This window comes from Anaeromyxobacter terrae (assembly GCF_022690685.1).
GTDB classification, from domain to species: Bacteria; Myxococcota; Myxococcia; order Myxococcales; family Anaeromyxobacteraceae; genus Anaeromyxobacter; species Anaeromyxobacter terrae.
In genome coordinates this window covers 25,218-39,261 of record NZ_JALCYY010000019.1, presented here as the reverse complement: position 1 = coordinate 39,261, position 14,044 = coordinate 25,218, and the positions used below count along the sequence as shown (strand labels likewise).

At 69.7% G+C, this 14,044-nt stretch carries 13 protein-coding genes and 1 riboswitch; of the genes, 7 read left to right on the top strand and 6 right to left on the bottom strand.

Annotated elements, in window-relative coordinates; translation table 11 throughout:
* Positions 1–61: 61 nt before the first annotated feature.
* Positions 62–187, bottom strand: a complete 126-nt coding sequence (locus MNY62_RS25565) for a hypothetical protein (RefSeq protein ID WP_279426422.1) — start codon at positions 185–187, stop codon at positions 62–64.
* A 221-nt stretch (positions 188–408) separates the two neighbouring features.
* Here MNY62_RS25565 and MNY62_RS10635 point away from each other — a divergent pair, with 221 nt between their 5' ends.
* Positions 409–942 carry a hypothetical protein gene (locus tag MNY62_RS10635; protein WP_242344133.1) on the top strand — a complete coding sequence of 178 codons (534 nt, stop codon included), beginning with the start codon at positions 409–411 and terminating at the stop codon, positions 940–942.
* A 200-nt stretch (positions 943–1,142) separates the two neighbouring features.
* Here the strand turns inward: MNY62_RS10635 and MNY62_RS10630 are convergent, their stop codons facing one another.
* The gene (locus tag MNY62_RS10630) at positions 1,143–2,738 is read right to left on the bottom strand and encodes a bifunctional metallophosphatase/5'-nucleotidase (RefSeq protein WP_242344132.1); all 1,596 of its coding nucleotides are present in this window, start codon (positions 2,736–2,738) and stop codon (positions 1,143–1,145) included.
* Positions 2,739–3,143: 405 nt separating this feature from the next.
* Here MNY62_RS10630 and MNY62_RS10625 point away from each other — a divergent pair, with 405 nt between their 5' ends.
* From MNY62_RS10625 to MNY62_RS10605, 5 genes are all read left to right on the top strand, one after another.
* Positions 3,144–5,252 carry a LamG domain-containing protein gene (locus MNY62_RS10625; RefSeq protein ID WP_242344131.1) on the top strand — a complete coding sequence of 703 codons (2,109 nt, stop codon included), beginning with the start codon at positions 3,144–3,146 and terminating at the stop codon, positions 5,250–5,252.
* 352 nt (positions 5,253–5,604) lie between these two features.
* Positions 5,605–6,060, top strand: a complete 456-nt coding sequence (gene nrfH, locus MNY62_RS10620) for a cytochrome c nitrite reductase small subunit (RefSeq protein ID WP_242344130.1) — start codon at positions 5,605–5,607, stop codon at positions 6,058–6,060.
* A gap of 45 nt (positions 6,061–6,105) precedes the next feature.
* On the top strand, positions 6,106–7,794 hold the full coding sequence (locus tag MNY62_RS10615) for an ammonia-forming cytochrome c nitrite reductase subunit c552 (RefSeq protein WP_242344129.1): 1,689 nt from the start codon (positions 6,106–6,108) through the stop codon (positions 7,792–7,794).
* A gap of 345 nt (positions 7,795–8,139) precedes the next feature.
* Positions 8,140–9,198: a S1 family peptidase gene (locus MNY62_RS10610; protein WP_242344128.1), complete on the top strand. Its 1,059-nt coding sequence runs from the start codon at positions 8,140–8,142 to the stop codon at positions 9,196–9,198.
* Positions 9,199–9,263: 65 nt separating this feature from the next.
* Positions 9,264–9,767, top strand: coding sequence for a BsuPI-related putative proteinase inhibitor (locus MNY62_RS10605; RefSeq protein ID WP_242344127.1), 504 nt, complete (start codon positions 9,264–9,266; stop codon positions 9,765–9,767).
* A gap of 50 nt (positions 9,768–9,817) precedes the next feature.
* Here the strand turns inward: MNY62_RS10605 and MNY62_RS10600 are convergent, their stop codons facing one another.
* From MNY62_RS10600 to MNY62_RS10585, 4 genes are all read right to left on the bottom strand, one after another.
* Entirely contained in the window at positions 9,818–10,249 is a 432-nt protein-coding gene (locus tag MNY62_RS10600) for a GTP pyrophosphokinase (protein ID WP_242344126.1), read from the bottom strand.
* Positions 10,250–10,324: 75 nt separating this feature from the next.
* Positions 10,325–10,768, bottom strand: coding sequence for a protein-tyrosine phosphatase family protein (locus tag MNY62_RS10595; protein ID WP_242344125.1), 444 nt, complete (start codon positions 10,766–10,768; stop codon positions 10,325–10,327).
* A gap of 49 nt (positions 10,769–10,817) precedes the next feature.
* A complete protein-coding gene (locus tag MNY62_RS10590) occupies positions 10,818–11,429 on the bottom strand; it encodes a tetratricopeptide repeat protein (RefSeq protein WP_242344124.1) in 612 nt (203 codons plus the stop codon).
* A gap of 71 nt (positions 11,430–11,500) precedes the next feature.
* Positions 11,501–11,698 (bottom strand): hypothetical protein, encoded by a 198-nt coding sequence (locus MNY62_RS10585; RefSeq protein ID WP_242344123.1) that lies wholly within the window; start codon positions 11,696–11,698, stop codon positions 11,501–11,503.
* Positions 11,699–11,941: 243 nt separating this feature from the next.
* Positions 11,942–12,033: riboswitch (SAM riboswitch) on the bottom strand.
* On the opposite strand from MNY62_RS10585, the gene MNY62_RS10580 reads away from it, so the two are divergent.
* On the top strand, positions 12,027–13,838 hold the full coding sequence (locus MNY62_RS10580) for a nuclease-related domain-containing DEAD/DEAH box helicase (protein WP_332842124.1): 1,812 nt from the start codon (positions 12,027–12,029) through the stop codon (positions 13,836–13,838). (Overlaps the previous riboswitch by 7 nt.)
* The last annotated feature ends 206 nt before the right edge of the window (positions 13,839–14,044 follow it).

Genomic DNA, 14,044 nt, shown 5'->3' with positions numbered 1-14,044 from the left:
CGGTGCGACCGGACCTGGCGCGGCTCGATCGTGAGGTCCCTCTGCCGCCGGGTTCGCGCTCTCAACGCGCGATGCTCAGCAGGAAGCTGTCGCGACGTGCCGAGGAGCCGACCGGATCGCCAATGCCGAGGTCAGCTTCTCCCGTGAACCAGCCGACCACGTAGATGCGGTCCGCGGTCGCCGCCATGGCAGTGACCCTCGCATTGCAGTGAGGATCGATGGAGCGGTCCCATTGCTGTTCCAGGCCTTCGGAATACAGCCTCAGGAACGCGCAAATTCGTCCGGATGGGATGCGCTCATATTCGAACGTCCGTCCGCCGTGGGTCGCTGCACATCGCTCGCAGAACGGCCCATCCAAGACCGACGATGACGACACGGAACACACTGCGAGACATGTACGCTTGAGACGTGAGATCGCTCGCCCTAGCCCTTTTCGCATTGGCCGCGGCGCCCGCGGTCGCGCGGGATGTGAACCCGGATCGCTCCCCCAGCATCGGCGTGAAGTGCGGAGTCATCCCTCCGATCCTCACCGCGCCAGAGCTTCTCGTTCGCATTGGGTCGGGCCTGGCGTTCGGGTTGTTCGGAATCTACACGACCATCGACGGGGAGGCTCAAACCCTCGTTGCTCCCGAGGTGTTACTCGAGCTGCGCGAGGGGCGACGCTCGACGCCGTACCTGGAGGCGGCGTATCTCCTGTACAGCGAGACCTCCAAGGGCGGCGGTGCAGATAAAATGGACTATTTCGCACTAACGGCAGGTTATGAGTGGAAGTGGAGCTCGGTCGAGCTGCAGCTCGGCGGCGGAATCCAGTTCCTCACCCGCGAGGAGAAGGCACCGTGCGAGTCGCAGCCGGGTGAGTGGTTCGGAGGGTGCGGTCTCGACCTCGAGACGCCTTCGGTGCTGCCGGCCATCGATCTCGCGCTTCGGTATCGGTTCTGGTGAACCGCAGACGTCTTAGCCGTCGACCGCTGACGACCTGGCCGGCGCGACGTCCGAGGTAGACCTTGGCGGGGGCTTGGAGTGTTGGAGGCGCTCGCCCTCGCCCCACGGCGTTGCGCGGAGGATCGCCTCCTCGGCCAGGAGCCGATCGTGTCGGTGTTCAGCTGGGGCGGAACAAGCGCGTCAGGTGCTGACTGCCCCGCTCAGTGCCGAGCGTACCCCGGCGCGATGTCCTTCACGCGGCTCTCGCCCTTGTATTCGACGTTCCCGAGCATCGTGACGTAGTCGCGGAGCACCCAGTATTCGTAGTCGTTCAGGAACTCGGGGTCCTTCGGCTCGATCCCGAACATCTCCCCGAGCGACCGGAACAACAGCGCGTTCGTGGTGACGGAGTACTCCGCGCTCGGATCGAGCCCCTCGTGGCCGATCCGGGCAGACAGGACCCTCTCACCCGCGTCGCGACTCGAGTCGTAGGTGTACTTCATGCCCGAGACCTGCGCGATGAAGTCGTCGTCGCTCAGCGACACGTGGATCGTCGCCTCGAGCGCCGCGAGGACCTGCTCCCCGGTCAGCGAGAACTTCACCAGAGGCCAGCCGAGGATCGGCTTGGAGGGATCGATCCCGAGCGCGACGACGCGATACAGGTCGTCCGCGACAATGGGGCCGGCGAAGAGCCCCTGCGGCGTCTGCCCGTTCACCGTGAAGGCGAGGTCCGTCCCCGTCCGCCAGCGCATCGCGTCGGTCACGAGATTCCCCGTCCCGGTGTCCCGGCGAGTGCTCCGGAAGTTGATCTCGTTCGTCACGTCCTCCGTCGCGTAGGCGATAGGGTCCCAGAAGAAGTCCGGTCCGAGCGCGTTCCCGTAGGTCTGCTGGATCCACGCCTGCCATCCTCTCACCGCTGCCGCGAGGGACGGAGCGGCCGGGATCGAGTCGTCGACCGCGATGACCTCGCGGGAGAGCGCGGTCGTCTCGGTGTCGCCGACCGAGAGGGTCACCTTGCCGACGTGGCGGTAGTACGCGCCGGCATGGACGATGGGGACCCCGTTCCAGGTCTCGGCGAGCACGTAGTGATCGTGGCCGCCCATGATCGCGTCGATTCCGGTCACGTTGTCGGCGATGAACCGGTCGAGCTCGATGCCGAGGTGCGACAGCAGGATCACCACCTTCGCTCCCTCGCTTCGAAGCTGGCTCACCTCGCCCGCCGCGATCTCGCTGAGCTCCGACAGCTCCCCACCAGTGACGATGAAGTCCGTCTGCTCGTTGGTGATCGCGTCGTGAGGCGTCATGAGGCCGAACACGCCGACGTTCACGTCGCCGGCCTGGAGCATCGTGTGCGCCGAGACGAACGGCACCGGCCGCGCGAGGTTGGCGCACAGGAGCGGGAACCCGCCCACGCCCCCGGGAAACGCCGTCGCGTAGCCGAAGAGGAGCCCGTCGACCCCGATCCAGAACTCGTGATTGCCGAGCGCCATCGCGTCGACCCCGGCGGCCTTCAGGAGCTGCAGCTCGATCGCGCCGAGCGTCGCGCCGAAGTAGGCGTCGCCGAAGAACGAGTCACCCGCGTGAAGAAAGAGCGCTCCCGGATTTGCGGCGCGCTCCTGCGCGACGACGGTCACGGCCTTCGCGATACCGCCCAGCGTGCCGTCGAGGTTCGCGTCCTTGGGGCCACCGGCGTGCAGGTTCGCGTGCGTGTCGTCGACGCTCAGGATCGTGACGGTGGTGTCGCTCGCCAGCACGGGTCCGACGAGCAGCGCGATCGCGGTGAGTGCCAGGACCGTCCTGCGGAGCAGCCGTTTCATCTCGTCCTCCTCGGCGCCGGATACGAGGACGCGAGGCGCCTTCGCTTGGAGTGCAATGCTCTCACTCCAAGTACGGGCGGGGAGAGGGGAGAATGGGTGCCCGTCGCTCGTGCACCATCGCGACGTGCGGCACGGCGCAGCCCTCACTCGGGGTCGAAGCGGGAAGGCCGCTGCTGTGGCCATTGAGAATGGCGTTCCTGCATGGGCGCGCGAGGGTCCGGCCGCGAGGGTCACTCGACCGCTCCGGGTGACGCCGGACGGGCCTACGGTGCCTTCGGGTGACACGATCGTGGCCGGGCCATCGTGACGGAACGCCATGGTCGCTCGATCGCGTGCGTCAGATGTGAACGCCGGTTGCCGGTGCGGGTTCGAGACCGGCTCCTTCACGGAGCGTATCCTGCTCACATGCGCGCCGCACTCTTCTTCGTTCTCCTCGCGCCGCTGCCCGCGATCGCGCAGGTGACGGTCGAGCTGGGGCCCGAAGAGATCGTCATGGCCTGGAACGACGGACAGCGGTGCGGGATGGAGGACATCCCCGATCACCCCGCGCGCGCGTTCGTGGACGCGAGCGGCCGGGTCCATCTCATGGCAGGGCACTTCGAGCTGTTTCAATCGACCGGCGACAACCTGAAGGAGGTCATCCGCGACTGCTCCGCGCCGGCGCTATCCTCTCACCACGACCCCGACCCCCGTCGCTACGACGACGCGGAGTGGCTCTTCTCGACGTACACGCTCGACGGCAACACCGTCTACGGGCTCGTACACGACGAGTATCACGGGTGGGAGCACGCCAACTGCAACTCGAGCGACCTCTTCAATTGCTGGTGGAACGCGGTGACGCTGATCGTCTCCCGGGACGGCGGGACGACGTTCCGCCACGTCGACCCGCTCCTGCCGCCGGCGAACGTCATCGCGTCGTCCCCCTACGACTACGACCCAGGCAATACGACGGGGCCGTTCGGCTTCTTCGAGCCGTCGAACATCCTGTCTTCGGACGGGTACTACTACGCGCTCATGCACGTCGAGGCGAAGAAGGCGCAGACGGACTGGGGCGTGTGCCTGATGCGGACGGGTGATCTCGCGGACCCGGCCTCGTGGCGCGGCTGGAACGGCAGCGAGTTCTCGATCGTCCTCGACCGTGGCATCTGCCCGGTCCTGCAGCAGGGCCAGATCGGCAAGATGTCGTCGAGCCTCAGCTACAACGGCTATCTCCGCAAGTACCTGCTCGTCGGCACCGACGGCGGGCCGACCGGTTTCCACTTCACCGCGTCCGAGTCGCTGACGAGCTGGCCACGCCGCGAGGTCATCATGCCGACCGACCTCTGGTGGACGCCAGGCGCGATCGTCATGCGCGGGTATCCGTCGCTGCTCCAGCCAGGGGATCCGAGCCGCAGCTTCGAGCGGACCGGCCGCTCGCCTTACCTCTACTACACGCACTGGGACAGCGCGGCCGGCACCTTCGCCCGCGACCTCGTCCGGAGACGCGTCCGCTTCTCGCTGCCCGGCGACGAGGGGCGCTACCAGGTCCTCGACCTGCCGATGAACGAGCGCCGGGGCACGGTCACGCTCGACGCCTCGTTCTACGGCAACGACGCCATCCTCGAGAACGGCGCCGCGCTCACCGTCGAAGACGCCGCCACCGGACCCGCCGCGGTGCGCTTGCCCGCGGGCACTGGCGCGCAGGTCCGGGTTCCGCACGCGGCGACCCTCGATCGCGCCGGCTCGCTCACGATCGAGGCGTTCGTGCGTGTCGAGGTGACGCCCGCCGCTGACGCGACGATCGTCGAGAAGGGAGCCTCGACGCTTCGCAACTACGGCCTGTACGTCACCTCGCGGACCGCACCAAACCCCGGCGTCCTCGCCTACTCGTTCACGAAGCCCGGCGGCGGCCTGGCGGAGTCCGTGGGGACGCGTCGGATAGATGACGGGCGCTGGCACCACGTCGCCGCCGTTCACGACGCCATGGTGATGACCGCCCGGCTCTATATCGACGGCGCGCTCGACGTGGCGCGCCCGCTGGGCGTTCCGCTCGGCGCCGGCGTGAACGACTCCGACCTGGTGATCGGCGCGGGCATGGTAGGCGCCATCGATGCCGTCGTCGTCCACGACCATGCGCGCACGGCCCAGGAGATCCTGGAAGCGGCCCTCGGCGCCGGCGTGGAGCTGTGCAACGGGAGGGACGACGACGCGGACGGCATCTCCGACGATGGGTTCGCCTGCGTACAGGCCACGACCGAGTCGAGAGCCTGCGCCAGCGCGCCAGGCGGAACCCAGACCAGGAGCTGCGCCGCCGATTGCAGCCTTCCCGAGTGGCCGGCGTGCGCGGACGTGAGCTCGCCGGCCGGCGAAGCATCGCATCCGAGCGAGGGCTGCGGCTGCGGCATGGGTGGGGAGCCATCGCTTGCGTGGATCCTGCTGGCTGTGCTCGAGCTCCGTCGACGAAGGGGTGGCGACGGGCGCGGTTATCGTATGAAAGTTCGCGACGTGACCGTCGCACGCGGCGTCCGTGCATGAACAAGGAAGAATGTCCGGCGGCGCCCGCTCGATAGAGGGAGAGGTGGACGGCCCGTCTTGCACCTTTTCGATCAGTGAAGCTGACCGGCGGTATCGGCTCCGAGGGCGCAGCGGACGAGGGGTCCATGAGCAACGTGCGTGCCGTCGCAAGAGGAGGCCACGGCACGCTCACGGCGTGAACGTTCGTACCGGCAGCTCGAGGCCGGTCCCTGACGAGCGAACGGGCGCTCCACAGGCAGGACTGCGCACGAGGGCGCATCCCCCTTCAGGAGCCGAGTGGGCGCGTGCGTCCGCGATAGCGTCGCGAAGACGGCACGTACCTCCGGAAGGCGCGGCAACATTCGAGGAGTCCATGGCGAAGAGCCGCGGCAGCTCCGCTCTCCCGATCCCGATCGTCCTGGCGGCCGCCGCCGGCCTCGTGATCGGGCTGACCGCGTATGCGTTCGAATACGCGAAGGGATCGTCGTACCTCGGCAACGACCCCGCGACGTGCGCCAACTGCCACGTGATGGTGAGCTACTACGCCGGATGGCAGGCGGCGCCGCACCACCGCGCCGCGACGTGCAACGACTGCCACACGCCGGCGTTCCCCATCTCGAAGTACCTCGTGAAGGCGATCAACGGCTATCACCATTCGTTGGCCTTCACGCTGGGCGGATATCCCGACACGCTCAAGGCGCGACCCGAGAGCGCCAGGATCGTCGAGGACAACTGCCGCCGCTGTCACGCCACTCTCGTCGAGGACATCGCGCATGGGCGCGACACCTCGTGCGTCCGCTGCCACCGCTCCGTCGGCCACCTCCGCTGATCCACCGCGCACTCGATCGCACGCAAGCAGAGAAGGAGCTCCTCCATGTCGCCCGAAAAACAGCTCACGAAGAACCGCGGGCTCCTCATCGCGCTCGTGACCGGCGTCTTCGCGCTCGTGGCGGTGGCGGTCGCAGCGTTGCTCGTCAACATCAGCGAGCGGAAGTCCGAGGCGAAGTACTCGTTCGTGAAGGTCGCCGAGGTCACCGAGAACGACACCGACCCCGAGAAGTGGGGCAAGAACTGGCCCCGCGAGTTCGACGACTACAAGCGCACGGCCGAGCGGACGAGCACGAAGTACGGCGGCGCTGTCGGCACGACCGAGGGGGAGATGCCGCCGCAGAAGGCGAAGCGCGACCCGTGGCTGACGCGCGTCTTCGCCGGCTACCTCTTCTCCGTCGACTACCGCGACCGCCGGGGCCACGCGTGGGCGCTCAAAGACCAGGAGGACACGAAGCGCAACGTGCGTGCCGAGGCGAAGCAGTCCGGCAACTGTCTCCACTGCCACGCGTCGATCATGCCGCTCTACCGGAAGTACGGGAAGGAGGCCGCGCCCCAGGCGAACGAGGCCGAGCAGATCCAGGCCGGGCTCGCGAAGGTCGCCGAGCTGGGCTACTGGGACGCGCACAAGGCGCTCCAGGATCTCGGCGGCGGGAAAGTGCACCCGGTGTCGTGCGTCGACTGCCACGATCCGTCGTCGATGGAGCTGCGCGTCACGCGCCCAGGCTTCATCGCCGGCATCCAGAAGCTCGCCGCGTCCGGCGCGGACGTGTCGCAGCTGCCGTCCATCGACCGGTGGCGGAAGGGCGACAAGTCGAAGCCGTACGATCCGAACCTCGACTCGACGCGCCAGGAGAAGCGGGCGTTCGTGTGCGGGCAGTGCCACGTCGAGTACTTCTGCGGCAAGGGAATGACGCTGCTGTTCCCCTGGGCCGAGGGGCTCAAGATGGAGCAGGCCGAGCACCTGTACGACAACCTGCAGGTGAAGGGGCAGCGGTTCAAGGACTGGACGCACGCCGAGACCGGGTTCGAGGTCCTCAAGGCGCAGCACCCCGAGTTCGAGGTGTGGAGCCAGGGGATCCACGCCCGGAGCGGCGTCACGTGCGCCGACTGCCACATGCCGTACAAGCGCGAGGGCGCGCTCAAGTACTCCGACCACTGGGTTCGCAGTCCGCTCCTGCAGCCGAACCGCGCTTGCGCGAACTGCCACCCGTACAACGACGACGAGCTGAAGGCCCGCGTCACGGCCATCCAGGACCGCCACTTCGCGCTGCTCACCCGCGCCGGGAAGGCGGCGGTCGCGATGATCGACGCCATCGTCGCCGCGCGGAAGCCGTACGACGACAAGAACCGTGCCGCGGCGGTCGCGAAGGCGAAGGAGAGCCTGGAGAAGCAGGAGAGCTTCCAGAAGCTCGCGAAGGAGGAGCAGGACAAGAAGATGGACGCCGAGGTGAAGGCGAACCTGCTCGCCGCCTGGCGCGACGTCGTCGCGAAGACGCCCGCGCTGCAGGAGCTCGAGCGGCTGCAGCGCGCCGCGCAGTGGCGCCTCGACTTCGTGGCCGCCGAGAACTCGATGGGCTTCCACGCGCCTCAGGAGCTCGGCCGCATCCTCGGCGAATCCATCGACCTCTCGCGTCAGGCGGAGGTGAAGGCGACGCAGCTCCGCGGCACCACCACGGCCCTCGGTCCCACGACGCCGCCCGCCGTCGTCCCGACCTCGGCTCCGACGAGGTAGCGCGAGGCGCGTCGCCGCGAGGAATCGCGCGTCGAGCCCTGGGAGTAGCTCGATCCCAGAGCTGGCGCTCGCGCAGGCGCGACGGTCGACGCGCTCCCCCGCGCCGCGGCCTCCGCTCGCCGGAGCTGCCCCGATCCGGCTCTATATGGCGGGAGCCGCACGAGAGCGCGCCCGCTCCAGCGACTGGCGGACTGATTGCCACGCCCTTCGTGGTCGCCCTCTCTTTCGCTCTTTCGCCGGTTCGTGGCGACCCGCGTGCGATCGAGAATTGCGGCCGAACCGGTCGGGTCTCTTCGGCCGCCGATGTGCGTCGAACAGCGGATCACAGCGAATGTGAGGTCACACATGCGCCTGAAGCATGAAGCAATCGGCATCCTCCTCATCGCCCTCGCCGTGTCCTGCGGGGGCGGACCGGACGAACAGGCCACGAGCGGCGACGCCCAGGCGGTGGCGGCCCAGGGCCAGGACCAGCTCGCTCGCTGGTTCGCGAGGGCCTCGCCGGAAGTCCTCGCGCTCCCCGACACCGTCCTCGCCTACATCGACGAGGCCGGCGGCCGGCTCGTGTTCGGGATCGAGCACGCGCGGGCGGAACCGGCCGCGCGCGCCGCGCTCGCGCGCCTCGGCATCCCCGACACGGCGTTCACGATCGAGGAGACGGAGCCCATCTACCAGCTCGTCACGCTCCGCGATAAGTGGCGCCCGACCATCAACGGTGTCCAGATCCACTTCGGCGGCTATCTCTGCTCTCTCGGCTTCAACGCCGACCACGGCGGGGATCGCTCGTTCGTCACCGCCTCCCACTGCACGGGCAAGCAGGGCGCCGTCGAGGGCACCCGGTACTACCAGCCGACGAGCACCGTCGACTCGACCGTCATCGCCACAGAGGTCGAGGATCCGACCTACTTCCGCGGCGCCCCATGCCCGCGCGGGCGCAAGTGCCGCTACAGCGACAGCTCTCGCGCGCTCTACAGCACGGCCGTGGCGTCGTCTCGCGGCGCGATCGCGCGGACGTCGGGCCCGAACAACGGCAGCCTCACGGTGACGGGGTCGTTCAGCATCACCTCGCAGGACAACGCCACGTCGAGCTTCGCGGTCGGCACCACGGTCAACAAGGTCGGCCGCACCACGGGCTGGACGCAGGGCAACGTGACGGCCACGTGCGCCGACACGAACGTCTCCGGATCCAACATCACGCTGCTCTGCCAGACCCTCGTGCAGAACCCGAACGGCGCCGTCGTCGTCCAGGGCGGCGACAGCGGGTCCGGCGTGTTCCAGCTCACGGGCGCGAGCACCGCGCGGCTGGTGGGGATCCTCTGGGGCGGCAACGGTACGGGCACCCGGTTCGTGTTCAGCCCGCTGAAGCAGGTGGAGGACGAGCTCGGCGCGCTCGTGACGACGCAGTGAAGCGCCTGCCGCGCCGGGGCGGGTTGCCCGTTCGCCCCGGCGCATCCACTGGCCGACCGGCCCTCGTGCGCTTCGTCCTCGTGGCCGCGATGGCGCTCGCGGCGGCGGCCTGCCGCGCCGACGGCCCGGGGCGCACCGGTCAGCATCCTCCCGGAGGCTCGAGCGTGACCCTCGCTGCGCAAGACTCGATCCACGTCGAGCTCCTGCTCGAGCCGCGGGTCCCCGCCGGCGAGCCGGTGCGGCTCCGCCTCCGCGCCGAGAACGTCACGCAGCACGCGATCGATCTCTACCTGCGAGGTCGCGCCCCCACGCTCGACGTCGTCGTCGGGCGAGGCGACGGGACTGTCGTCTGGCACCGCCTCGAAGGCGAGATCATTCCCGCCATCGTGCAGCTGCGTGCGCTCCGGCCTGGCGAGCGGCTGGAGGTCGACGCGAGCTGGGACCAGCGCACGAACGCCGGAGAAGCCGTCGCGCCGGGCGACTACGTCGTCGAGGCCTCCTTGCTCACGGACGGCGAGCCGCTGCGCGCGCCGCCGAGGCCGCTCGCGATCCGAAGTGCCGCAAGGTGAGCGCGCGAGCGACCTCTCCCGCGGACCTACTCGCGCGTCACCGACGCGGCCTACTCCCCGCCGGAAAGCCGCCTCCACGCGGCCAGGTAGCGCGCCATGCGCTCCGCGTCCGCGGCTCCGAAGGCCGAGAGCCTTCGGACGTCCATGTTGTCGAGGAGATCCGCCCGCTTCACCGTCGCGGCGAGCGGGTCGGGGCGAACGCGCTCGATGAAGGTCGCGTAGTCCTCTCCGGTCCGCTTCGTGAGCGCGACGAGCGCGGCCACCTCGCGGTCCGGGTAGCCGCGCCGTTGCAGCTCGTCCGGCGTGACGCCCGCGTCCTCGATGACGTCGTGGAGCACGGCGACGCGGCGCGCCTCGTCGGTGGTCATCGCCAGCATGACCCGCAGCGGGTGGAGGATGTACGGCGCGCCGCCCTTGTCGGTGGCATCCCGGTGCTTCTCGGCCGCGAGCGCGACGGCATCGGCGATGGTGGGGGTGTGCATGGAGATCTTCTCCTGTGCGTGGGTGAACCTGAAGTCGAGGTGAACGAGGTCAGGCGCGGGCTCGCATCCACAGGCTCATCCCTGGTTACCTCCGAACTCGCGGACGAAGCGCTCCTGCGCGGCGGTCTCGATCGCGCGCCCGCGGGCAGCGCGCACGATCGTCATGGCATCTGAGGGAGGCGTGCCGCGCGCGACGAGGCAGGCCGCGGCGATGGTCCCGGCGAGATCCGTGGGCGCCCACATGTCCGCGATGGGATAGTGGATCCACCTGAGCCGCGCCCGGCGCGCCTCGCCGTCGAGATCGCCGAGCTCCGCGATCTCGAAGCGCTCGAGCAGGGTCACGAGCACCTTCGTGCCGTGCACGCGCGCGATCGCCTCCACGTCCGCGCGCAGCCGAAGGTCGGAGTCCAGGGTGAGTCCCGCCGACCAGCGGCCGGGCGCGCGCGTGAGCCCGAGCCGGCCCGGGAGGTCGAGCGCGGAGGGAGGGGGGTAGTCCACGCGAAGCGCATACGAGTCCATGAGGTCTCCTTTCGCCGAGAGTGAGGCGATGCCCGGTCCGTCGCATGGCTCAGGCCGACGCCGGACCGGGGATCGCGAACGCGGGCTCCTCCTGGAGCGCCGCCGCCTCGAGGCGAGCCTCCTCGGTGGCGGCCGAGTCGCCGGTCGCCTTGGCGACGGACGCCTTCGCCTCCCACGCCTCGCGCGAGGCGGGGTGGAGCAGCGTGACCGCGTCCACGAGCGCGCGCGCCTCGGCCGGCTTCCCGGTCGCGAGGTGGTAGCGCGCCATCGCGAGGTGCGACGGCACGTCCACGGTCCCACCGCGCTGCAGCAGCGCGTAGAGGCGAGGCGTGGACGGATCGTCCGAGGCGCGCTCCGGATCCGCGAGCGCGGCCTGGATGCGGCCGGTGATCACCTCGAACGAGTGGCGGAACGGAGGCGCCAGCGGGTCCTTCCCGATGGCGATGCTGATCTGCTCGAAGGCCATCTCCATTTCTCCCGAGTAGTCGCAGGCCACGGCGAACGCCCAGTGGAGGTGGGCGGAGTCGAGCCCCACCTTGCGGGCCTCCGCGACGATCTCGCGGTACACGCTCACCGCCTCGTCTGCCCGCCGCTGTTCCACGAGGTCGTAGGCGCGACGCATCTCTCCCAGCAGGCGGTCTGTCGTCTTCTTCGGTGCCATCTCGTCTCCTCCTGCGCCGCTCCGGCGCCGGGTGGGTTCCGGACCGGGGTCATCCCGGGCCGGGGTTCGGTTCAGGGTCGCGGCGCCGGGGCTGCCGCGAGAGGCTCCGGCCGCGTGTGCGTGGCGGGATGCGGGTGCGCGCGGCGCTCGTCGCGAACGAGCACGGTCGCGCGCGCGAGTGCGGCCTGGGCGCCATCGAGGTCGCCGCGGCGAATGCAGTCGCAGGCGATGGCGAGGTGCGAGGCGACGCCGAGCGGATAGCAGGTCATTTGCGCAATCTCCCTTCTCGGGACGCACGGGTCCCATCCCGCTGGCGAGCAGCGGGTTCGATGGTCTTGGGAAGGACGTGGCTTCGGCAGGAACACCCTACGCGACGCACGGACATGGCGGGGCCGGAGCCGTTGCGGCGGCCCGGGCGACCCGCACGGCTGGCGTGGCATCGCTGCGCCCGCGGGACGCCGCAACGATCACGCCAGGATTCCGGCTACGTCGTTCTCTCGTGGGTCAAGGGGCCTCCATCGCAGGCGGCATTGCCACATCCCCGGGGTGCCGGGAGCTGGCCGAGGGTCATCGGGCCGCCGCCCTCGCCTCGTCTTGATGGAATCGGGCCGAACATCGGAAGAACATTTGTACTGGATTGATCGCAACATGTCAACGTGTGGTTCAATTATGCCCAATAGGGAGGTCATCACCCGGCGTGACTGGCGGGCGTGTCCCTTCGGCGAGGGATGGACTGCTCGTGGGCGCGCTCTGCCGAGGCCGTTTGACTCGTTTCTGTCTTCTGGGCACCCTGTCCCCGTGCCGCCTCCGCGCCTCAATCCCGCCGAAGCGCCCCGTCCCGCGAAGTCCGAAGCAGAGCGAACCGTCTGGAAGGCATTGAAGAACGGGCTCCCCGCCGGCTGGACCGCCTGGCACTCGATCCGCATCCGCGACGGCCGGAACTACCTGGGAGAGGGCGACTTCGTCCTCGCTCACCCGCAGCGTGGCCTGCTCGTCCTGGAGGTGAAGGGCGGCCACATCGAGCAGCGCGACGGGCGCTGGTTCACGAACGGGATCCCGTTCGACACGGCTCCCCTCGACCAGGCGCACGGGTTCGCTCACAAGCTCGAGCGGCGCCTCGAGGACTGGAGGTGCTTTCCCCCGGCGTTCGGCGCGGCCCTGGCCCTGCCGGATACCGACTTCGACGAGCAGCCGCAGGAGGACGTGCTGCGCGGCGTCGTCCTCGGGCGGATGCAGCTGCGCTGGCTCGGGGAGGCGCTCCCCGGCGTCATCGATCGCGCCCTGCCGGCGCCGAAGCCGGGCACCAATGGCTGGATCGACCGGCTCCATCAGCTGTGGGGCGAGACGTGGGTCCCGGCGCTCTCGCTCGGCACCCGGCTCCGCTCGCTGGGCGAGCGGCAGTTCGCGCTCGACGACGTCCAGCTGGCCGCGCTCGAGGGCCTCCTCGAGAACGACCGCGTCCTCGTCCGTGGCGGCGCCGGCTCCGGCAAGACGCTCCTCGCGGCCGAGGCGGCGCGGCGTCACGCATCGGAGGGGAAGCGCGTGCTGCTCCTTTGCTTCACGCAGCCGCTGCGGAAGTGGCTCGAGGTGCGGCTCGCCGGCAGCGGCGTCGAGGTCCAGACGGTGAGCGGGCTTGCCAAGTCCATCGCCGACGCGGCGGACGGCCCGAACCGGCAGGGGGACCTCACGGCGAACGAGTACTGGCAGACGACGTACGAGCGCGCGGCGGACCTCTGCGAGCCGCGCTGGGACGCCGTCGTCGTGGACGAGGGGCAGGACCTCACCTTCGAGGCCTGGTACCTCGTCCGCGGCCTCGCCGAGGGCGCGCGGCTATGGGCCTTCCACGATCCAGGCCAGGGGTTCTGGCCCGACCGTGCGCCGGTCCCCGACCTGTTCGCGACGACGTTCCGGCTGACGCGGGGTCAGCGCTGCCCGGCGGGCGTGGGCGCGCTCGCCGCGCGCTACGCCGGGGAGAGCGGGGACGAGAAGGCGATCGCGGCCGCCGTGCATGACCGCACGCTCGCGCTCGTGGAGTGCGCCGACGCCGCGAAGACGGCCGACCGGGTGGGGGAGGAGATCGACCGTCTTCTCTCGCAGGGGCTGACGCTCGCCGACATCGGGGTCGTGTCCCTGCGCGGCCAGACGGCGCCCGACGCCATCCACTCGCGCGAGCGCATCGGGCGCCACGCGTTCGTGCACGCGGACCATCCGGAGATGGAGAGCGGCCTCGTCGCGGACACCTTCCTGCGCTGGAAGGGACTCGAGCGTCCGGCCATCGTGGTCGCGGACGTGGACCCTGGCCTGAAGCAGTTCGGGACGCGCATGCACATCGCGCTGACGCGCGCGCTGGTGGCGGCGCGGATCGTGGCGCCTCATCACGGGCAAGGGCGCTGGCCGGGGCTGGGGTGAACATGAACGAGACGGAGGGTGGCGCGAATTGCGCCCCCCGCCCGCCGAGGCCTGGCTGGCGTCGGCGGAGCCCCTCCCCGTACTCGGCGTCCTGTTCGCGAATCATGATCGCCGTCAGCACCGCGCGGGCCTGCACCACGGCTGGGTCACGCGAGCCTCGAATTCGCGATATCGCACATCGAAAATCAGGCAGCCCACGCGGGCGC

Bases quoted from the DNA above. Each gene is read 5' to 3' on its own strand.
- MNY62_RS10610 (WP_242344128.1), top strand. From the start codon at position 8,140: ATGCGCCTGAAGCATGAAGCAATCGGCATCCTCCTCATCGCCCTCGCC.
- MNY62_RS10600 (WP_242344126.1), bottom strand. From the start codon at position 10,249: ATGCACACCCCCACCATCGCCGATGCCGTCGCGCTCGCGGCCGAGAAG.
- MNY62_RS10590 (WP_242344124.1), bottom strand. From the start codon at position 11,429: ATGGCACCGAAGAAGACGACAGACCGCCTGCTGGGAGAGATGCGTCGC.
- MNY62_RS10615 (WP_242344129.1), top strand. From the start codon at position 6,106: ATGTCGCCCGAAAAACAGCTCACGAAGAACCGCGGGCTCCTCATCGCG.
- MNY62_RS10580 (WP_332842124.1), top strand. From the start codon at position 12,027: ATGGAATCGGGCCGAACATCGGAAGAACATTTGTACTGGATTGATCGC.
- MNY62_RS10585 (WP_242344123.1), bottom strand. From the start codon at position 11,698: ATGACCTGCTATCCGCTCGGCGTCGCCTCGCACCTCGCCATCGCCTGC.
- MNY62_RS25565 (WP_279426422.1), bottom strand. From the start codon at position 187: ATGGCGGCGACCGCGGACCGCATCTACGTGGTCGGCTGGTTCACGGGA.
- MNY62_RS10625 (WP_242344131.1), top strand. From the start codon at position 3,144: ATGCGCGCCGCACTCTTCTTCGTTCTCCTCGCGCCGCTGCCCGCGATC.
- MNY62_RS10595 (WP_242344125.1), bottom strand. From the start codon at position 10,768: ATGGACTCGTATGCGCTTCGCGTGGACTACCCCCCTCCCTCCGCGCTC.
- nrfH (WP_242344130.1), top strand. From the start codon at position 5,605: ATGGCGAAGAGCCGCGGCAGCTCCGCTCTCCCGATCCCGATCGTCCTG.
- MNY62_RS10630 (WP_242344132.1), bottom strand. From the start codon at position 2,738: ATGAAACGGCTGCTCCGCAGGACGGTCCTGGCACTCACCGCGATCGCG.